The sequence below is a fragment of the Mycobacterium sp. 4858 genome (assembly GCF_900240975.1).
Taxonomy (GTDB): Bacteria; Actinomycetota; Actinomycetes; order Mycobacteriales; family Mycobacteriaceae; genus Mycobacterium.
In genome coordinates, this window is the sequence record NZ_LT968776.1 from 2,082,402 (window position 1) to 2,102,114 (window position 19,713).

The 19,713-nt window shown below is 71.0% G+C and carries 16 protein-coding genes and 1 pseudogene; 9 read left to right on the forward strand and 8 right to left on the reverse strand.

Annotated features, from left to right (window positions below; genetic code table 11):
* The first annotated feature begins 96 nt into the window (after positions 1-96).
* Together C1737_RS18315 and C1737_RS18320 are read left to right on the forward strand one after the other, a co-directional pair.
* A complete protein-coding gene (locus C1737_RS18315; RefSeq protein ID WP_102419121.1) occupies positions 97-459 on the forward strand; it encodes a nuclear transport factor 2 family protein in 363 nt (120 codons plus the stop codon).
* 58 nt (positions 460-517) lie between these two features.
* Entirely contained in the window at positions 518-742 is a 225-nt protein-coding gene (locus C1737_RS18320) for a hypothetical protein (protein WP_067919454.1), read from the forward strand.
* A gap of 99 nt (positions 743-841) precedes the next feature.
* Here the strand turns inward: C1737_RS18320 and C1737_RS18325 are convergent, their stop codons facing one another.
* Together C1737_RS18325 and C1737_RS18330 are read right to left on the reverse strand one after the other, a co-directional pair.
* Positions 842-1,579 carry a DUF899 domain-containing protein gene (locus C1737_RS18325; protein ID WP_102419122.1) on the reverse strand — a complete coding sequence of 246 codons (738 nt, stop codon included), beginning with the start codon at positions 1,577-1,579 and terminating at the stop codon, positions 842-844.
* A gap of 32 nt (positions 1,580-1,611) precedes the next feature.
* On the reverse strand, positions 1,612-2,376 hold the full coding sequence (locus C1737_RS18330) for an SDR family oxidoreductase (RefSeq protein WP_067921729.1): 765 nt from the start codon (positions 2,374-2,376) through the stop codon (positions 1,612-1,614).
* 122 nt (positions 2,377-2,498) lie between these two features.
* Here C1737_RS18330 and C1737_RS18335 point away from each other — a divergent pair.
* A pseudogene (locus C1737_RS18335) lies at positions 2,499-3,479 on the forward strand (sigma-70 family RNA polymerase sigma factor); the annotation flags it as partial.
* A gap of 151 nt (positions 3,480-3,630) precedes the next feature.
* Positions 3,631-8,490, forward strand: a complete 4,860-nt coding sequence (locus tag C1737_RS18340) for a cation-translocating P-type ATPase (protein WP_102419123.1) — start codon at positions 3,631-3,633, stop codon at positions 8,488-8,490.
* An 18-nt stretch (positions 8,491-8,508) separates the two neighbouring features.
* Here the strand turns inward: C1737_RS18340 and C1737_RS18345 are convergent, their stop codons facing one another.
* Entirely contained in the window at positions 8,509-10,074 is a 1,566-nt protein-coding gene (locus C1737_RS18345; protein ID WP_102419124.1) for an AMP-binding protein, read from the reverse strand.
* A complete protein-coding gene (locus tag C1737_RS18350) occupies positions 10,071-10,961 on the reverse strand; it encodes an SDR family NAD(P)-dependent oxidoreductase (protein WP_369807535.1) in 891 nt (296 codons plus the stop codon). Before C1737_RS18350 ends, C1737_RS18345 begins: the two co-directional genes overlap by 4 nt.
* Positions 10,962-11,235: 274 nt before the next feature.
* Here C1737_RS18350 and C1737_RS18355 point away from each other — a divergent pair, with 274 nt between their 5' ends.
* Positions 11,236-11,997, forward strand: a complete 762-nt coding sequence (locus tag C1737_RS18355; RefSeq protein ID WP_102419125.1) for a cutinase family protein — start codon at positions 11,236-11,238, stop codon at positions 11,995-11,997.
* Between the two features lie 45 nt (positions 11,998-12,042).
* Here C1737_RS18355 and C1737_RS18360 read toward each other — a convergent pair whose 3' ends face one another.
* Both C1737_RS18360 and C1737_RS18365 read right to left on the reverse strand, forming a co-directional pair.
* Positions 12,043-13,413 carry an aldehyde dehydrogenase family protein gene (locus C1737_RS18360; RefSeq protein ID WP_199182986.1) on the reverse strand — a complete coding sequence of 457 codons (1,371 nt, stop codon included), beginning with the start codon at positions 13,411-13,413 and terminating at the stop codon, positions 12,043-12,045.
* Between the two features lie 35 nt (positions 13,414-13,448).
* The gene (locus C1737_RS18365; RefSeq protein ID WP_102419127.1) at positions 13,449-14,543 is read right to left on the reverse strand and encodes an AMP-binding protein; all 1,095 of its coding nucleotides are present in this window, start codon (positions 14,541-14,543) and stop codon (positions 13,449-13,451) included.
* 179 nt (positions 14,544-14,722) lie between these two features.
* Here C1737_RS18365 and C1737_RS18370 point away from each other — a divergent pair, with 179 nt between their 5' ends.
* Positions 14,723-15,157 (forward strand): SRPBCC family protein, encoded by a 435-nt coding sequence (locus C1737_RS18370; RefSeq protein ID WP_102419128.1) that lies wholly within the window; start codon positions 14,723-14,725, stop codon positions 15,155-15,157.
* On the opposite strand, the gene C1737_RS18375 is transcribed toward C1737_RS18370, so the two are convergent.
* Positions 15,154-16,116, reverse strand: coding sequence for an oxygenase MpaB family protein (locus tag C1737_RS18375; protein WP_102419129.1), 963 nt, complete (start codon positions 16,114-16,116; stop codon positions 15,154-15,156). The genes C1737_RS18370 and C1737_RS18375 overlap by 4 nt on opposite strands.
* A 117-nt stretch (positions 16,117-16,233) precedes the next feature.
* On the opposite strand from C1737_RS18375, the gene C1737_RS18380 reads away from it, so the two are divergent.
* From C1737_RS18380 to C1737_RS18390, 3 genes are all read left to right on the forward strand, one after another.
* The gene (locus tag C1737_RS18380; protein ID WP_068099247.1) at positions 16,234-16,827 is read left to right on the forward strand and encodes a TetR/AcrR family transcriptional regulator; all 594 of its coding nucleotides are present in this window, start codon (positions 16,234-16,236) and stop codon (positions 16,825-16,827) included.
* A gap of 40 nt (positions 16,828-16,867) precedes the next feature.
* Positions 16,868-18,244 (forward strand): adenylate/guanylate cyclase domain-containing protein, encoded by a 1,377-nt coding sequence (locus C1737_RS18385; RefSeq protein WP_102419130.1) that lies wholly within the window; start codon positions 16,868-16,870, stop codon positions 18,242-18,244.
* A gap of 120 nt (positions 18,245-18,364) precedes the next feature.
* Entirely contained in the window at positions 18,365-19,111 is a 747-nt protein-coding gene (locus C1737_RS18390; RefSeq protein ID WP_102419131.1) for a methyltransferase domain-containing protein, read from the forward strand.
* Positions 19,112-19,138: 27 nt separating this feature from the next.
* Here C1737_RS18390 and C1737_RS18395 read toward each other — a convergent pair whose 3' ends face one another.
* Positions 19,139-19,597 carry an SRPBCC family protein gene (locus C1737_RS18395; protein ID WP_067924236.1) on the reverse strand — a complete coding sequence of 153 codons (459 nt, stop codon included), beginning with the start codon at positions 19,595-19,597 and terminating at the stop codon, positions 19,139-19,141.
* Between the last annotated feature and the right edge of the window lie 116 nt (positions 19,598-19,713).

The following is a 19,713-nucleotide window of genomic DNA, read 5'->3' on the forward strand; positions in this document are numbered from 1 at the left end:
CCCTATTCTCGCCCGCACCGCCCGGCCGGGCGGACGGCTTGAGCAAACCTGTTTTCCGGCCCACCGGTCGCCTACTGTGGTGTGCGTGGAGCCGACGTGAGCGAACCGGGAGTGGTCGAGCGCTACCTGGACTGCCTGGCCGCGCACGACTGGGACGGTCTTGCCGCGACGATCTCCGACGAAGGCCTGCTGCGCGAGGGCCCGTTCTGCGATGTCGTCGAGGGCAAGCAGCACTACGTCGCCTATCTGCGCAAGGTGCTCACCAACCTGGACGGGCATCGGCTGGAGGTGCAGCGGGTTTCGCACGTGAACTCCCGGCTGTCCTACGTCGAGCTGACCGAGGCGTTCGAAATGGACGGGGTCACCAAGCGGTGGCCGGAATGCATCCTGTTCGAGCAAAGCGACGACGGGCGGATCCGTCACGTCAGCGTGTTCTTCAAGCAGCCCGCGACGCGGTGAGCCCGGGTGATCGCGAAAACTATTCCCTCGCCCACGGGATTGACCTACCGTGTGATGGGTGGAATCAAACGGAACCCCGGAATTGGTGCCCGTCGAAACATTGCACTCGGGTGATCCCATCACGGATTGCGGCCAGCGGTACATAGTCCTCGAGTCCAAGACCGTCGGCGACGGCTGCGTGGTCCTCGAACTCGAGTCCCGGGTGGACCACCACCTGCAGGTCATCGAGAAGTCGTTCCCGGCGGGCTACCACGTCAACAGGGCGAACCACCGAATTTTATAGCCCCAATTCACTCTGCCGAATAGTGCGCGCGTAGCCGTTGGACGGCTACCGCGCATTCGTGTTATTCGGGTCGAAGACACCAAATGCGATCGGCCCGATTCAGCCGTTGCGCTCCGGGCGCGGGTCGTTCGGGTCGTCGGGATCCGGTTCGCCGAACCACCGCGACGGCGTGCGCTCGCCGTAGGCGTCGTGCCAGTCCCACCACTCGTACGGCGGGGTTTGCGGATAACCGTCCGGCGAGTCCTCCCAGCTCTCCTGGCGCCCGAGTGCGGTCATGTCGAGGTAACTCCAGGTGTTGCCCAGCGCCTCGTCGCCGCGGTTGTTGATGAAGTACGTCCGGTACACGCGGTCGCCGTCCCGGATGAACGCGTTGGTGCCGTGCCACTGGTCCACGCCGAAGTCGGCATCGAAGTCGTCGGTGATCGTGTACCAGGGCATCTGCCAACCCATTCGCGCCTTCAGCCGCGCGATGTCGGGTTGTGCCGCGCGCGAGGCGAAGACCAGGGTGGTGTCGCGGGCGTTCAGGTGGGCGAGGTGGCCCACGTGGTCGGCGATCATCGAGCAGCCGCGGCACGCATGGTCCGGCCAGCCGTCCACGCCCGGCTCGAAGAAGGCGCGGTACACGATGAGCTGCCGCCGGCGGGCGAACAGCTCCAGCAGGTTTGCCCTGCCCCCGGGCCCCTCGAACGCGTATTCCTTCTCGACGGCCAGCCACGGCATCCGGCGGCGCGCCGCCCCCAGGGCGTCGCGGGCGCGCATCACTTCCTTCTCTTTGGCCAGCAGCCGTTCACGCGCGGCCGCCCAGTCGCGGGCGGACACGATGGGGGGTGTGTTCATTGTCGTTGTCCTCCTTGTGGTTTCGAGTGACATCAGGCCACCGCCGACAGGCCCGTCGAGGTGAGCAGGTAGGCGTCCTCGCCGCCGGGCGCACCGATGGCGATCCCCAGGACGGACCGGCCCACCTGTTCCGGGGTGAGGGCCGGCCCCGCGGCCCGCGCGAACGCCTCGACGTCGAGGCCCTGGCGTTCGGCGTAGGCCGCGACGGCCTTGGCGCCCAGGTCGGTGGCCGGCGTCAACCGCGGCAGGACGGACACGAAGCGGATCCCCAGCCCGGCGCGCTGCGATTCGACGGCGGCGTAGCCGGCGATGAACCTGACCGTCGCCTTCGCCCCCGCGTAGCCCCCACTCAGCGGCGAACCGGCCACAGCGGCGCCGCTGGACATGAGGATCACCGAGCTGCCGGGCGCCAGCGGACGTCGCAGCGCGTGGCGGGTCCAGTGAAAGGCTTGGGCGACATCGACATTCCAGTTCTGGCTGAAGCTGTCCCAGCTCTGATCCTGGATGGGGCTCATGTGGGGCGCCGCCCCGGCACCCAACACGAGCGTGTGCGGCCGGTACGTGTCGATCAGCCGCTGCGCGGTCGCGGCGTAGGAGGCGTCGGCGACCACCGGGACGAAAGCGTCGCCCAGCTCGTCGCGCGTTTCGTCGAGACCGGTTCGGTTGCGCGCCACACCGACCACCTCGGCACCGGCCCCCGCCAGGGCGCCGGCGATCGCGCGGCCGAATCCGCGGCTCGCCCCGGTGACGATTGCCGTGGTGCCGGCCAGGCCGGCGGTGCTCACGGGCTCGTTCATGGTCGTCCTCGCTCTCGCTCGGGAATGTGTGTCCACCAATTGAGAGGCGGCGCGGCGCGCGAATTCATCGCCGGGGAACCGATGAATTTCGGCGGCCCGCCGTCTCTGTACTGGAGTAGCGTTCGGTCGCAGCCCAGACAGGAGAAGCCATGCCGGCGAGGGAGGATTTCATCGCGCAGGCGGCGCCGTTCCGCGCGGAGCTGATCGCGCACTGCTACCGCATGCTCGGGTCGGTGCACGACGCCGAGGACCTGGTTCAGGAGACCTACCTCAACGGCTGGCGTGGCTACCCGGCCTTCGAGGAACGGGCGGCGTTGCGGACGTGGCTGTATCGGATCGCGACGACCGCGTGCCTGCGGGCCCTGCAGAACCGCGCCCGCCGGGTGCTGCCGGCCGGGCTGGGCGACGGATCGATCGACCCGGAGGCCGGCCTCGACGCGACCGACGGTGCGCACGAGTGGCTGGAGCCGATCCCCGACTCGCTGATGGCCACCCCCGAGGACAACGTCACCGCGCGGCAAAGCCTGCGGCTGGCGGTGATGACGGCCCTGCAGGAACTTCCCGCCCGCCAGCGAGCGGTACTCATCCTGCGCGACGTCGTGCAGTTCACCGCCGCCGAGGTGGCCGAGCTGCTCGAAACCACGCCGGCCGCGGTCAACAGCTCGCTGCAGCGGGCGCGTGCCCGCCTCGCGGAGCTCTCCCCCACCGAGGACACCCTGTCCGAGCCCGACGATGCCGCGCGCCGCGAACTGCTCGACCGCTACTGCGCCGCCTTCGAGAACGCCGACATGGCCGCGCTCACCGCGCTGCTGCAAGCGGACGTGAAACTCGAAATGCCGCCCCTGGATGTGTGGTTCACCGGCCGCGACCCGGTGCGGCGATTCCTCGCCGCACGCGCTTTCACCAAGGCCGGGGATATCGCGATGATCCCGACGGCCGCCAACGCGCAACCCGCGGTCGCCGAATACCGCCGCGACGCCGACGGGGCGATGCGCGCCCATTCCATCCACGTCCTCACCGCGGGCGCCGACGGGATCGCCACCATCACGGTCTTCCTCGACCCGGGCCTGTTCAGCACGTTTGGTTTTCCCTCCAGCCGGTAACCTGTCCGCAGGGAAGCGACCGCACCTCCGGTCACCGAAGGAAGGCCGACCCAGCGGAGTCATCGGTGCCGCCGCATGGCCCGCAAATGTGGACAGGCCCCATGCCCCCCAGCATCATTAGGCGCGGTAGACGTAATCGAAGGGTGACTGAGTGAGGATTCCCGGCGTTGCCAGCGTCGTCGCCGGCATGACCGACGGAGCCGCGCAGGTAGTGCGAGCCGGCATCTCCACCGCTGCCGGCGCCGCGGACGCCCTGCAGAATCTGGCCAGCCCGGTCGCCGAACTGGCGGTCCCGGTCGTGCAGTCCATGGCCCAGACCACGGGCCGCGCCATCGGATTGACCGGACCCACCAACGGTTCCGGGCGCGGCGTCACCCCGCCGATCCGGTGGCAGAGCGGGCGGCGGGTGCATCTGGACCTGGATCCGTTGCTGCCGTTCCCCGGCTGGCACGATCACGCCCCCGCCGTGGAGGAGCCGGTCCGCCGAATTCCGGGGGTGGCCGCGGCCCACGTCGAGGGCGCCCTGGGGCGGTTGGTGGTCGAATTCGAGAACGAAGGCGACAACGACGCCGTGCTCGACCGGGTCAGGGACACGGTCTGCAGCGTGGCGGCGGACCTGACCCTGGTCGCCGCCAAAGACTCGCCTCGCACGGCGCCGTTCGCCGACCCGGGAAACCCGTTGGCGATCCTGGTGCCGGCCAGCGCCGCCGCGATGGACGTGGCGGCCATCGGCGCCGCGGTGACCGGCTGGCTGGGCAGGCTGCCCGTCGCGCCGCGCAGCGCCCGCGCGGCCGCGGCCCTGCTGAATCATCAGCCGCGGGTGGTCGCCGTGCTGGAATCGCGGCTGGGCCGCGTCGGCACCGACATCGCCCTGAGCGCGTCGACCGCGCTGGCCAACGGGCTGACGCAGGCGGTCGGCACCCCGCTGCTGGATCTGGCCCAACGGAGCTTGCAGGTCTCCGAGGCCACCGCGCACCGTCAGCGATGGCGCGACCGCGAACCGGAGCTGGCCTCGCCCAGCCGCCCGCAGGCGCCGGTGGTTCCGGTGATCTCGTCGGCCGGGCCGAAATCGCAAGCGCCCCGCCATAATTCGGCGGCCGCCGCGGCGGGAGAAGCGTCCCACGTGGTGGTGGGCGGGGCCATCGACGCCGCCATCGACACCGCGAAGGGTTCGATGGCCGGGCCGGTGGAGGAGTACGCCGACCAGGCCGCCAACGCTTCGCTGCTGGCCGCGGCGGGTGCGCTGCTGGCCGGCGGCGGCACCGAGGATGCGGCCGGCGCGCTGCTGGCAGGCGTGCCCCGGGCGGCGCACACGGGCCGGCAGGCATTCGCGGCCGTGCTGGGCCGCGGCCTGGCCAACGCCGGGCAGCTGTTCCTGGACCCGGGTGCGCTGCGACGGCTGGACCGGGTCAAGGTGGTCGTCGTCGACGGGGCCGCGCTGCGGGGCGACAACCGCGCCGTGCTGCAGGCCCGAGGCGACGTGCCCGGGTGGGACGAGGACCGCGTCTACGAGGTCGCCGATGCGTTGCTGCACGGCGAGGAGGCGCCCGAACCCGACCCCGACGAGCTGCCGGCCACCGGCGCCCGGCTGCGCTGGGTCCGGGCGCAGGAGTCGTCGGCCACGCCGGCGCAGGGACTCGCGCAGGAGTCGTCGGCCACGCCGGCGCAGGGACTCGAACACGCCGACCTGGTGGTCGACGGTGAGCGGGTGGGCAGCGTCGACGTCGGCTGGGAGGTCGACCCGTTCGCCATCCCGCTGCTGCAGATCGCGCACCGGACCGGCGCCCGGGTGGTGCTGCGCCACGTCGCCGGCACCGAGGACCTGACCGCCAGCGTCGCCGTGAGCCACCCACCGGGCACGCCGCTGCTGCAGTTGGTGCGCGACCTGCGAACGGATCGCGGGCCGGTGTTGCTGATCACCGCGCTGCATCGCGACTTCGCGTCGACTGACACGCTGGCCGCGCTGGCCATCGCCGACGTCGGGGTGGCGCTCGACGACCCGCAGGCGGCGACGCCCTGGACGGCCGACATCATCACCGGCACGGACCTGGCCGCCGCGGTGCGCATCCTGTCTGCGCTGCCGGTGGCCCGGGAGGCGACGGAGTCGGCGGTGCGCCTGGCCAAGGGCGGCAGCACGCTGGCGGGGCTGTTGCTGGTCACCGGTGATCCGCGCACCCTGAGCCCGTTCGCCGTGCAGCGCTGGCTCAACCCGGTGAACGCGGCCGCCGCGGCCGCCCTCATCCAGGGCACCTTCGCGGCCTCCCGGGTGCTTCGCCTGGCCGACCCCACCCCGCAACCGCTGACCGCCTGGCATGCCCTGGATCCGGAGATCGTCTACGCCCGGTTGGCCAGCCGCACGCGGCCGCTGGCCGTCGAGCCCGGCGTGGCGCCCTGGCGGCAGCTGCTCGACGACCTCTCCTACAACCCCGTGGTCGCGCCGCTGCGCGGGCCCGCGAGCCAGGTGGGACGGCTGTTGACCGCGACGCGGGCCGAACTCGCCGATCCGCTGACCCCCATCCTGGCCGTCGGGGCGGCGGCCTCGGCGATCGTCGGCAGCAGCGTCGACGCGCTGTTGGTGGCGGGCGTGATGACCGCCAACGCGATCGCGGGCGGGGTGCAACGGCTGCGGGCCGAGGCCGCTGTCGCCGAGCTGTTCGCCGAGCAGGACCAGTACGCGCGCCGGGTCGTCGTCCCCGCGGTCGCCACCGCGCACCGCCGGCTGGATGCGGCCCGCACCGCCGAGCGGACCGTGTCGGTGCACGCCAAGTCCTTGCGGCCCGGCGACATCATCGACCTGGCCGCCCCGGAGGTGGTCCCCGCCGACGCCCGCCTGCTGGTCGCCGAGGACCTCGAAGTCGACGAGTCCTTCCTCACCGGCGAATCGTTGCCGGTGGACAAGCAGGTCGAGCCCGTGGCCGTCGCCGACTCCGACCGCGCCAGCATGCTGTTCGAGGGCAGCACCATCGTCGCCGGGCACGCCCGCGCGATCGTCGTGGCGACCGGTGCGGGCACCGCCGCGCAGCGCGCGATCTCGGCGATCGCCGACGTCGAGTCGGCGGCCGGGGTGCAGGCCCGGTTGCGTGAGTTGACCAGCAAGGTGCTGCCGCTGACCCTGGCCGGCGGCGCGGCGGTGACCGCCCTGGCGCTGCTGCATCAGGGATCGCTGCGTCAGGCGGTCGCCGACGGGGTCGCCATCGCCGTGGCGGCGGTCCCCGAGGGCTTGCCGCTGGTGGCGACCCTGGCCCAGCTGGCCGCCGCCCAGCGGTTGTCGCGGCGCGGGGTGCTGGTCCGCACGCCGCGTGCGGTGGAAGCGCTGGGCCGGGTCGAGACGATCTGTTTCGACAAGACCGGCACGCTCACCGAAAACCATCTGCGCGCCGTCAGCGTTGTCCCGCACGGCACCGACGCGGACGGCGCGTTCCCCGACCTGGCCGACCCGGCGGCGGCCGCCGTGTTGCGGGCCGCGGCGCGCAGCAGCACCCAGCCGCACAACGGAGGCGGCCACGCGCACGCCACTGACGAGGCGATCCTCACGGCAGCCAACGCCGTTGACGCGCAATGGGCTTCGGACTGGACGGTGCTCGCGGACGTGCCGTTCGAATCCAGTCGCGGCTACTCCGCCGCGATCGGCATCGCGGGCGGGAACGGCGGGCCGATGCTGATGGTGAAGGGCGCGCCCGAAGAGGTCCTCCCGCGCTGCCGGTTCGCCGACTCCGATGTCGAGCAGGACCGCGCCCAGGCGCTGGTGTTGCGCCTGGCCGAGCAGGGCCTGCGTGTGCTGGCGGTGGCGCAGCGCCACTGGGAGGGCACGACCGGCGAGGAGGAGACCGACGCCGACGCCGTCGACGCCGCCGCCCACGACCTCGAGTTGCTCGGCTACGTCGGCTTGGCCGACACCGCGCGCGCCTCGGCCCGGCCGTTGATCGAGGCGCTGGTGGAAGCCGGCCGGCGGGTGGTGCTGATCACCGGCGACCACCCGGTGACCGCGCGGGCGATCGCCCGGCAACTGGGGTTGCCGCCGGACGCCCGGGAGATCACCGGGGCGGAGCTCGCCGCGCTCGGCGAGGAGGACCGCGCCAAAGTCGCGGCCGACGTGCAGGTCTTTGCCCGCGTCAGCCCCGAGCAGAAGGTGCAGATCGTCGCGGCGCTGCAGGCCGGCGGGCAGGCGGTCGCGATGGTCGGCGACGGGGCCAACGACGCGGCCGCCATCCGGATGGCCGACGTGGGCATCGGCGTGAGCGGGCGCGGCTCGTCGGCCGCGCGCGGGGCCGCCGACATCGTGTTGACCGACAACGACCTCGGGGTGCTGCTGGACGCGCTGGTCGAGGGCCGCGGCATGTGGGGCGGCGTCCGGGACGCGGTGAGCATCCTGGTCGGCGGCAACGTCGGCGAAGTGCTGTTCACCCTCATCGGCACCGCCCTGGGCACCGGCCGCGCCCCGGTGGGCACCCGCCAGCTGCTGCTGGTGAACCTGCTGACGGACATGTTCCCCGCGCTGGCGGTCGCCGTCACCCCGCAGTACCGCGAGCCGGAGGAGGCCGCCGACGGGGTCGACCGCGACGCCGAACAGCTGCACCGCGCATTCCAGCTGGCGACGCTGTCCGGGCCGTCGCCGTCCCTCGACGCGCCACTGATGCGGCAGATCGTCACCCGCGGCGCCGTCACGGCGGCGGGCGCGACGGCGGCCTGGGCCATCGGGCGCTGGACACCGGGGACCGAACGTCGCACGTCGACCATGGGACTGACGGCGCTGGTGACCACCCAGCTCGCGCAGACCCTGCTGACGCGCCGCCACAGCCCGCTCGTGCTGGGCACGGCGCTGGGCAGCGCGGGCGTGCTGGTCGCCATCGTCCAGACCCCGGGCGTCAGCCACTTCTTCGGCTGCACCCCGCTGGGCCCGGTCGCCTGGAGCGGGGTCATCAGCGCCACCGCGGGCGCGACCGTCGTCTCGGTGCTGGCACCCAACTGGCTGGCCAAGCAGGTCACCGCCCTGGAACCCAAGCACGACTGAGGCGGCACCCGCGCGCCGTCAGCCGGACAGCTCCTTGCGCAGGACCTTGCCCGCCGGATTGCGCGGGATGCTGTCGACGACGGTGATGTCGCGGGGCTGTTCGAACCGGGAGACCCTGCCCTTGAGGTACTCCCGCAGCGCTTCGGGGTCGGTGTCACTGCCCGGCTGCAAGACCACGAACGCGACCAGCCGGTGGCCGAACCGTTCGTCGGGAACGCCAATGACCGCGTTGTCGGCGACGGCCGGGTGCTCGGCGAGCGCGTTCTCGACCGCGCGCGGGTAGACGTTCTCGCCGCCGGAGATGATCATGTCGTCCTCGCGGCCGACGATGTACAGCCGGCCCGCGTTGTCGAGGTAGCCCATGTCGCCGGTGCTGGTCATGCCGTCGATCACGGTCTTCGCGCCGCCACCGGTGTAGCCCTCGCCGGCCAGTTCGCCGCCGACGAAGATGCGCCCGGTGACGCGCGCGCCGACGGGCCTGCCGTGTCGGTCCAGGATGCGCACCGGGCAGCCGGCGACCGGTTTGCCCACGGTCTCGGGCGCCTCGCGCAGGTCCGCGGGTGTGGCCAGGGCACCGATCCCGACCTCGGTGGAACCGTAGCCGTTGTAGAGGATGTCGCCGTAGGCATCCATGAACCGCTGCCCCAGGGTGGGATCGAGCCGGTCGCCGCTCGACATCACGACCCGCAGGTAGGGCACCGGGTTGCGGGCCCGCACCCGCTCGGGCAGGTCGAGGATGCGGGCGAGCACGATCGGCACGGCGGTGAACGCGTCGGCGCGATGCAGCGACGCCTGCGCCAGCGCGGCCTCGGCGTCGAAGTGGCGATGCGTCAGCACGGTGCCGCCGAGGGCCACGGTGAGCATCAGCATCCCCAGCCCGAGCCCGTGGAACATGGGCATGGCCACCGAGATTCGCGACCCGGTGCGCAGGCCGGTCCGGTCCAGAATGGTCACCCACACGCCCACCGCGGACCGCAGTTGCGGTGAGCGCGGCACCCCCTTGGGCGTGCCGGTGGTTCCCGATGTCAGCAGAACGATCCGGCCCGGGGCGGCCACGCCGGGCCGCGGATCGCCCGCCCGCGCGGTGACCGTCGCCGGGTCGATGAGGACGACCGACGGGCCGGCGGCGCGGGCGCGTTCGCCGAATTCTCCGTCGGCGATCATCGTGCCGATGCGGTGGGCACTCATCGCCGACGCCAGGGCGTCGCTGCGGAAGTCCGTGTTGACCAGGACCACGTCGGCCCCCACCCGGGCGGCGGCGAAGACGCCGGCGACGAAACCGCGCCCGTTGCGGCACATCACGCCCACCGCGTCGCCGGGCCCCACACCGTCGCGGGCGAGCCGGAGAGCCAGCGCCTCGGTCGCCGACCGCAACTCGCGGTAGTCGCAGGCGCCGTCGTCGTCGACGATCGCCGCCCGGTCGGGCCAGCGGGCGGCGGTCACCGCCAGCAGGGTGTAGGGGTTGGTGCCGCCCCGGCGCACCTCCCGGAGCAGCCGCAGGGTGGCAACGGGTGACGGCGGGGCGAGCAGTCGCGACCGCAGCAGCGCCCGCGCCGCGGTGCCGACCACCCCCTCGCCGGTCATCGGCGGGCCTCGCGGGCGCCGCGCTCCGAGAAGAACCGTCGGTACCAGAGCCGGGCCGCTCGTTCGGCCGGCCCGGCCAGCAGCACCGAGGCCAACTCGGCCGGCAGCACCCACGGCGGTTCGTTGCTGCGGGGCCGATCGATGACGGCTTTGGCGATCGCGTCGGCGGCCTCGTCGGCCGACAGGCCGGGGAGCCGCCCCAGGATGGGGGTGGGTTCGATCATCCGGGTGCGGACCAGCGCAAAGTAGACGGTGGTGACGTCCACGCCGTCGGCGTGCAGTTCCGGCGCCACGCTGCGCAGCCACCGGTCGAAAGCCCCCTTCGACGCCTGGTAGGCGCCCCATTGCGGCCCCGGCACGACGCGCACGCCGACGCTGGACACGTTCACGATGTGCCCGCGCCCGTTCTCCCGCATGGCCGGCAGGAGACCCAGCAGCAGCCAGATCGGCCCCAGATAGTTGATGTCGATGGTGCGCTGAAAGTCGTGCGGCCGGTCGTACTGGTCATGCAGCGAGCGGCGCAACGACTTGCCGGCGTTGCTGACCACGATGTCGAGCGCACCGTGTCGCTCGGTGATCTCCTTGGTCAGCGCGCCGACGGCCGCCTCGTCGGTGAGGTCGGTCGGGTAGGCGATCGCGCGGCCGCCGGCGGCGTTCACCGACGCCGCCAGGTCGCCCAGCCGCTCCTCGGACCGCGCAACGGCCAGCACCGTGGCGCCCGCGGCGGCCAACCTGCGGGCGGTCGCCTCGCCGATTCCGTACGAGGCACCGGTGACCAGAACGGTCTTACCGCTGACGGCGCTGCGTAGCCTGTCGGGATCCGACACCCGCGCCGGATTGGCCAAGTGGTCCGTGACCTTGTTGAGGACCTGCACTACTGCGTTCAACTCTGCCGCTGCATTCACTCGAGCCGCTTGTCGAGGATCGGCGGATGGCTTCACCGTGCGCTCGACTCGTCTAGTTAGCAGACCACATCGCCGTCCGGGCCGCACGCACCGCCCCGGCATTGGCCGCCTCGTCGGGCGAGATGCCGGACCGGCGGGGGGCCCGGCGCCGGATCAGAGTCGCGCGCAACCCATCTCGCCCGGATACCGCCAAGTGAACGCCGCTGTGTGAATTCGCGGTAATTTCCTTGGCTTACGTTGTTTAGGCCTTCGATTCATTGGGCACCATTGCGGCATGATCGCACGTCAAATAGCCCGTTTCGTTGCTCCAGCAGTCGCCGCGGCGTCCGGCCTCGGCGCGTCGGCCCTCGTCGGTTCCGCCCTGCCCACCGCCGCCGCCCAATGCCCCGACGTACAGGTGGTCTTCGCCCGCGGCACCGGCGAAGCCCCCGGCGTCGGCCCCACCGGACAAGCCTTCGTCGACGCCCTGCACTCGCGCATGGGAAGCAAGTCCTTCGACGTCTACCCGGTCAACTACCCCGCCAGCGACCAATGGGACACCGGCGTCGACGGCATCAGAGACGCCGCGAATCATGTCAATTCGATGGCCCACGACTGCCCCAACACCAAAATGGTGCTCGGCGGCTACTCCCAGGGCGCGGCCGTAATGGGCTTCGTCACCTCCCCCTCGGTGCCCGACGGCGTCGACCCCAACACCGTGCCCAAACCCCTGGACCCCGCGGTCGCCCAACACGTCTCCTCGGTCGTGCTGTTCGGCATGCCCAACGTGCGCGCCATGAACTTCCTCAATGAGCCGCCGGTGGTCATCGGCCCGGCCTATCAGGACAAGACCATCAAGGTCTGCGCCACCGAAGACCCGGTCTGCTCCGACGGCATGAACTTCGCCGCCCACAACACCTACGCCGACGACGGCGCCATGATCGACAAAGGCGTCGCCTTCGCCTCCAGCCACCTCGACGCGGGTAGCGGCGGCCCGGCGACACAGGTCTCGACCGGCCGGGGAGGTTTCGGCAGCTGAGCCGAAATCCCCTCGGGGACTGGGGCCGGCGCCTGAGCCCTCGCGTCAGCCGCTGTCGCGGATGAAGCCCTTGTTGCGCATCAGGGCGTCGGCCAAGAACCCGTCGTGCGGGATGGCGGGGGCCGCGAACCAGGTGGGGTGGGGCCCGAAGTACACGTTGGCGATCGTCGGCTCGCCCAGCAGAGCGTCGATCAACCGCTCGTCGTCGGTGAGCGCGGTGAGCACCAACGAATGCCGCAGCGGCGCGATGGCGTCGTCGCGCGACCAGGGCGAGACCCACACGCACGGGAAGGGCAGCTCGACGTTGAGCTTGTCCGTGTCGGGCGCGGGCAACAGATGCACGGCCGGGCGCAGCGCGGCGTAGCCGTCGCCGAGGTCGGCGACCACCCGCTCGGCACCGAGCAGCGGCGACGATCCGGCGGCCTTTCCCGCCAGATACCCGGCGAGGGCCCGCGCGTTTTCGACGGGCTGGGTGGGCAAGATCGCGCGCTCGTCGTCCGTGGGTAGGGGCTCGATCGCCGCCAACCGCTCGGCGATCGCCCGCGCCAGCGGGGCGGGATCGCCCTCGTACAGCACGGCGGTGGTGTTGACGCAGGCCATGCCCCCGAGGTTGGCGATCGAGTCGACGATGAGGTCGAGGTGCTCGCGCCAGTCCTGGTCGGCGGTGATCAGGATCTTGCTGCGCCCCGGACCGTTGACGATCACCGCCGGGTCGCCGGCGTACTTGTCGACGACCGACTGCCCGCCGTAGACCATGGCGAGGTCGGCCGACCGGATGATCTCGTCGGCGCCGGCATGATCGGTGGGCAGGTAGACGGCGTCCTCGGGGCGAAAGCCGCCCTGCCGCAGGGCATGCACCAGCCGGTGGGCGGTCAGCGGCTCGCGGCGGGACGGCCGCACCGCGACCCGGTAGCCCAGCGCCAGCGCCTGCGGCCACAGGCCGTGCACGCCCGGACCGTTTCCCGCCGCGTGCACGGCGAACACCTCCCCGCGCCGCGCCCATACCGCGCCTCCCCGCCGGGTGGGTTCCTCGCGCCAATCCAGCGTCGCGCCCACCGGGCGGGCCGGCCGGACCGCGTCGACCGCGCCGCCCACGGCGTCCGCCACGGCGCGCGCCCCGGCGCGGGTGACCGCGATCGGCAGTCCCGAAATCCGGCTGGCCAGCCTGACGTAGCCCTCGAAGTCCAGCCCGGCGATGACGCCGTCGGCGAAGATGCCCGCGGCCGCCTCCAGCGCCGCCGCGCGCTGCCCGACGGGCATTGGAGCCGCCTTGCGTTGCGCCGCCAGGGTGCGCGAGACATACAGCGGCGGCACGATGCTCAGCTCGGCGACCGCGGCGCCGGCGGTGCTGAGCAGGATCTCGCGGCGGCGGGTCCGGTACTGCTCGCCGGGACCCAGCGCATCGATCGACACCAAATCGGTTGCGGCTCCGGCCCGTCCGACCGCCATGGTCAGTACACGCCCTCGATCACGGCCTCGCCCTCGAAGGTGGAGACCGGGCGGACCGCACTGACCGAGTCGCTGAGCTCGCCCGCCGGGCCAGGTTCCCTGACAGCGAGGTCTCGCTCCAGGTTGTTCGGGATGAACATGCCCTTGCTGACGTGGTGCATCACCACCTGCCCGGTCTGCCCATAGGGCACCCGTTCGCCGGTGTCGGGATCGACCACCCAGAACACCACGTACGGTGTCCGCGGGTCGAACACGAACGCATCGCCGCCGTCGGTTCGGGTGACCGCTTGGGACAGCACCATGGTGCTGCCGAAGGCCATGGTGATCGTGGTCGCCGGGAAGAGATCGCGGAGCAGGTCGAGGGTGTCGGCGTCCACGTGCGCGCCGCTGAGCAACAGGTAGCGGATCTTCTCGTTCAGCAGATCGACCACCCGGTCGTCCCGGGCCATGGCCTCCAGCAGCGGCGGCGTGGTGTGCAGGTTCGCGACGTTCTGCGTCCGCAGCACGAACAGGGCCTGCTCGACGACGTGGTCGACGTAGGCCGCGACTTCACCGGCGGCGCTGCGGGCGGCGAGCTTCTTCACCCACCGGGGATCGATGTCGATCGCGTGGAACGTCGCGCCGAGCCGCTCGGAGACCAGCCGCGAGAAATAGCCCACCCCGTGGGGGCCGCTGGGCATCAGGCACAGGAAGCCCCGGCCGCGGCGAAACCCACCGTCGGCGAAGTCCTCGGTCTGCCAGCGCACCACCTGCGCGACCCAATCCGGAAGCTGCGCAGTCCGTTTCGGCGCTCCGGTGGTTCCGCCCGATTCGAACACCTGGGGCACCGGACGCGGTTCGCCGTAACCGCGCGGGATGAGGTCTTCCACCGGCACCTCGCGCAATTCGTTGACGAGGTTGGGAAACAGCCGCAGATCGGCGAAGGTGTTGACGTCGGTCAACGGATCGAAGTCCAGCGTCGCGGCGGTCCGCAACCAGAATGCTGAACCGGTGTCCTCGCCGAAGTGCCACGCGATCGCCGCGCGAAGGTAGACCTCGGGATCCTCGACCGGGTCCGATCTCGGAACGTCCAACAGCGAGAAGTCGATAGCGGCCATATCAACAGATCCTGGCCCATCCTCAACCGCTCGCCAAGCGCCCGCCGCCGTATTGGCTTACTTCGCATGGAATTTCGCTGGCATGTACCCGCCGTTCACTTCCGGGCGGGTCGTGCCGTCGTCGCCGGGGAAGCGCTATGTTCTGTGCACCGAGACACGGCGGACAGCAGGGAGTGCGAATGATCGAGTTCACCCTCACCCGGACCTCCACGGCGCCGATCGAGACCGTGTTCGACGCCATGACCGACCACCGCGGGATCGCGGACTGCACGTGGGCGATCCGTCGTAGCACGCTCGACCGCGAGGGAACCCCCGCCCCGAACGGTGTCGGCGCGATCAGACGCCTGGAGGCGATCGGACCCCCGTTCGTCGAGGAGATCATCGAGTACGAGCGGCCCACCCGCTACGCGTACAAGATGCTCTCCGGCGCACCGACCCGGGATCACATCGGCACGGTCCGGCTGCGTGAAACAGACACGGGGACCGAGGTCAGCTGGCACCTGCGGTCAACGCTGAAGATTCCCGGTATTGACCGGCTGATGCTGCCGGTGTTCAAGAAGGTCATCGGCGAGCTGCTCAAAGGCGGCATCGCCGCCGCCGAACGGAGCGGCTAAGCCGCGCGGTTGTGCAGCCGCCGCGGGTCGACGCCTGATTTCCGCCACGCCCTGGCCGCCCAGGGCGTGTAGATCGCCCCGACCGGCAGCCGGTTGATCAGCGGGTTGAGCGCGCGCATGGCGGCGGCGAACCGCTGAAAACGCTTCTCCCTCTTCGCGTCCCACTCCAACCGGCAAACCTCGCGCATCTGCGGCGGCATGGTCCCGACCAGGACCAGGCGGGTGTAGGCGTTGAGTGGCGCCGACACCACCTTCCACACCGGCTTCGGGATCCGGCGCGGACCGGGAATTCCCTTGCGGATGTAGCCGGTGCCATACAAGACCGTCTTGTGCGGGACGAACCGCTCGAGCATCTCGTCCCAGTAGGCGAGGAATTCGTCGTAGGTCTGCGGCTGGCCGCGGTCGCTGACCCCGTAGAGGCGGTACCACACCTTGCCCTCGTCGAAGATCTGCGCCTTCTCCGCGTGGGACAGCCGGCGGATGAACGTGTCGGTGGTGTAGATGACCTGGTCCACGAAGGTCGCGTGCGCCCAGTAGAACAACTCCGGGTTGAGTGCGTGATATCTCGAGCCGTCGCTGATCGTCCCCTTGATCGTCTTGTGGAAGTCGCGCACCTTGCGGCCCCACTCGCGGGGTTCGTCGGAGTAGACGGTCTTCATCAGCGGCGGCGCGGTCCGCTTGGCCCGGCCCAACATGTCGCTGAAGATCACCGAGTGGTCGAGCACGCCCTGGGCGAGCTGTTCGATGCAGTTCTCGACGCCGGCGGTGCGCTGGAACCCGAAGAACTGGGTGCGGTTGTCCCCGTAGAACTTCCAGATCAACGACTCGGGCCCCAGCCGCGCCAGGTCGTCGGCCTCGCCGGCCGGCTCGTCGACCGGCATGGGCACCGCCTCGCGAACGCCGGTGTCGAATCGCGCGCCCGCGGTCGAACGGGTCAACTCGTCGTTCCGGGCCGTCATGCTCCCCTCCCTGCGGTTCGGACCTGCGATGCGCTTGCGAAGCGATGACACAAAACCGTATCTTTGTGTCAACAGCCTAGCAAGCGGGCGTCGAGATTGCAGTGGGGGTCGTGATCCATGCCGAACCACAGCCCAGGCGGCACTCTCGGCGAAATCACCGACCTCGACCGCACCATCCTGGACACCGCGCGCGCGGTGTTCGAGACGTATGGCGTGCGACGGGCCAACATCGACGACGTCGCCGCGCGCGCGGGGGTCAGCCGCAGCACCATCTACCGTCGGTTTCCGACCAAGGACGACCTGTTCGGCCACGTGGTGCGGCGCGAGGCCGAAAAGTTCTTCACCACGCTGGACCGGGCGACCGCCGGTTGCGACCCGCAACAGGCCGTGATCGAGGCGTTCGCCCTCGGGGTGCGCCTGGTCCACGATTCCCCGCTGTATTCGCGGATCGCCGACAGCGAACCCGAACTGCTGGGCATGTTCTCCCGATCGCAGGCCTTCCCCATCGGCCAGTTCGCCGACGGCATCGCCCACACCCTGCGCCGGTGCGGGGCCGACATCCCCGACCGCGACCTGACCAACATCGCCGACATCCTGCTGCGCGTCGCGCTGGGCATCATCGTCTTCCCCACCGAACGCCTCGACACGTCTGATCCCGCGGCCGTCCGCGAATACGCCGGCCGCTATCTGGTCCCGATCATCCGCCGCTGACCCGCTATGGCATGTCGGTGGCCTGCACTAGCCTGAAGACGTGGCTGGGGGTTTTGCGGCTCCACGGACCCGGTACGCCAGTTGCGGCGAGATCGACATCGCCTACCAGGTGTTCGGTGATGGCCCGATCGACCTGCTCGTGCTGCCGGGGCCGTTGATACCGATCGACTGCGTCGACCTCGAGCCGTCGATGTACCGGTTCCACCGGCGGCTCGCGTCGTTCTGCCGGGTGATCCGCTTCGACCAGCGCGGCATCGGCCTGTCGTCGCGCGTCGCGTCGCTGGACATGCTCGGCCCGGAATCGTGGGCCCAGGACGCGATCGCGGTCATGAACGCGGTGGGATGCGAGCGCGCAACGATCTTCGCCCCGGGTTTCACGTCGCTGGCCGGTGTGGTTCTCGCGACCGACCATGCCGACCGGGTGACCAGCCTGGTGATCGCCAACGGCGCGGCCCGCACGCTGCGCGGTCCGGATTACCCGATCGGCTCCGACCTCGACGACGCCGATCGCTTCACGACGGTCGGGATGGAACCGGACGCCGTCGAGCAGGGGTTCGACATGCTCGGCATCATCGCGCCCTCCGTGGCGAGTGACGCCGCGTTCCGCTCGTGGTGGGACATGGCCGGCAACCGGGCCGCATCGCCGAGCATGGCGCGCGCCTTCATCAACAGGATCCGGGAGGGCGATGTCCGCGACCGGCTCCCCCGCGTCGCCGTGCCGACACTGATCCTGCATCGCGACAACCCCGACTTCAGCCCCGTCGGGCACGCACACTATCTGGCTGAACACATCCCTGGGTCACGCCTGGTCGAACTGCCGGGCCGGGACGCCCTGTACTGGGTCGGCGACACCGCCCCCGTCCTCGATGAGATCGAGGAATTCATCACCGGCGTGCGCGGCGTCTCCGACGCCGAACGCCTGCTCACCACGATCGTGTTCACTGACATCGTCGGCTCCACCGAGCGAGCCGCGCTGCTCGGCGACCACCGGTGGCGAGACCTGCTCGACAACCACGACACCCTCGTGCGCCACGAGCTGCAGCGGTTCGGCGGGCGTGAAGTCAACACGGCCGGCGACGGATTCGTCGCGACCTTCACCAGCCCGAGCGCCGCCATCGCCTGCGCCGACTCCATCACCGACGCGGTGCGTGTGCTCGGTATCGAGGTGCGGGTGGGCATTCACGCGGGCGAGGTGGAGGTGCGCGGCAACGACGTCGCCGGCATGGCGGTGCATATCGGCGCGCGGGTGGCGGCACTGGCCGGACCCGGCGAAGTGCTGGTGTCGTCCACGGTGCGTGACATCGTCACCGGCTCGCGGCACCGTTTCGGCGACCGCGGCGAGGCCGCCCTCAGGGGCGTGCCGGGCCAATGGAGGCTGTACTCGCTGCAGCGCGAGCACGCGATCGTCCGGCGGTAGCGGCGCGCCGGTCGGCTAGCCTGTTCAATGGCTGCCATCGGGGCTCAGCGGACTTCGGTCTCCTGGGCTTGCCGGCCGGGTTCCGGCGCGCGGCTTGGTTTTTCACGCGAAGGAGTACGCATGACCGATGTGCACGTTTCGCTGCCTCCGGCACTGCGGCGGGCGCTGGAGCTGCTCGCGGATCCGCCGGCGGACCCCCACGTCAGCAAGGGGTACCTCGATCTGCTCGGCGGCGAATCCGCCGGCGGCGGCGACGTCGCAAAGAACACCGGGCCGATCCAGGCGGCCTGGGCGTCACCGATCGGGTCGATGCTCTACGACAACGCCCAGGCCCTGTCGCGCCGATTGATCAGCGCCTGGCAAACCCCTCTCGAGTGGCTGAACATCCCCCCGGGCGGTGTCGCGCTGGACGTCGGGTCGGGCCCGGGCAACGTCACCGCGTCGCTGGCGCGCGCGGCCGGCCCGGACGGGCTGGCCCTGGGCGTCGACATCTCCGAGGCCATGCTCGCGCGCGCCGTCCGCAACGAGGCGGGGCCGCAGGTCGGCTTCATCAAGGCCGACGCCCAACGACTTCCGCTGCGCGACAGCACGGTCGACGCCGTCGTCTCGGCGGCCGTGTTGCAGCTGGTTCCGAACCCGGCGGCGGCCCTGGGCGAGATGGCGCGGGTGCTGCGGCCGGGTGGCAGGCTGGCCGTCATGGTGCCCACCGTCGGCCCGGCCGCCCGGTTCTTCCAGAAGCTGCCCAACGTCGGGGCGCACGTCTTCGACGACGACGAGATCGCCGACATTCTGGAAGATCACGGGTTCGTCAGCGTGCGGGTGAAGAACTTCGGCACCGTGCAGTGGGTGCGCGGTAAGAACGGCTGACTCAGCCGCTGGTCGGCCTTGCCCTCCCTAGTCGGGCGCTTGGGCGACCATGGCGAGCCGGTCCATGGATTCGCGCAACATCTCCGGCGTCGTCGCGCGGGCACGCTCGAGGCGAGTCGGGTCGGCCAGCGCGGTCCAATCGTAGGTGTGGGTCACCGTGGTGAGTTCGGCGTTCACGGGGCTGAGCTCCCAGCGCCACAGGTGACCCGGCGGCTGCTTCCTTGGTTCGGCTGGACACCAGGCGATCTTGCTGCCTTCGACGAATTCCACGACGTGGTTCTCCCGTACCGCCCCGTTCGTCAGTGTCGTCTTGAACACGTCGCCGACCGCGCGGACCCGCTGACCTGGAGCGGCCGACGCGAGATTGTTGTTCCCGTCCCAGCTCGGCTGGCGGGCGGGATCGGCGATCAGATCGAAGATCCGCGCGGCGCTGGCCGCGATGACGCGAGTGGCGCTCACGACGCCTTCGATTTCCATGTCAGGCATGTCGCTATCCAAACACGCCGACCGCCGGCCCCGCCTCGCCCCCGAGGTGACCTTAGGCCGAAGCATTGGGGACCTTCGGCCGTCGAAGGCGGGGCGGCGCGGTGCGAACGTAGGGG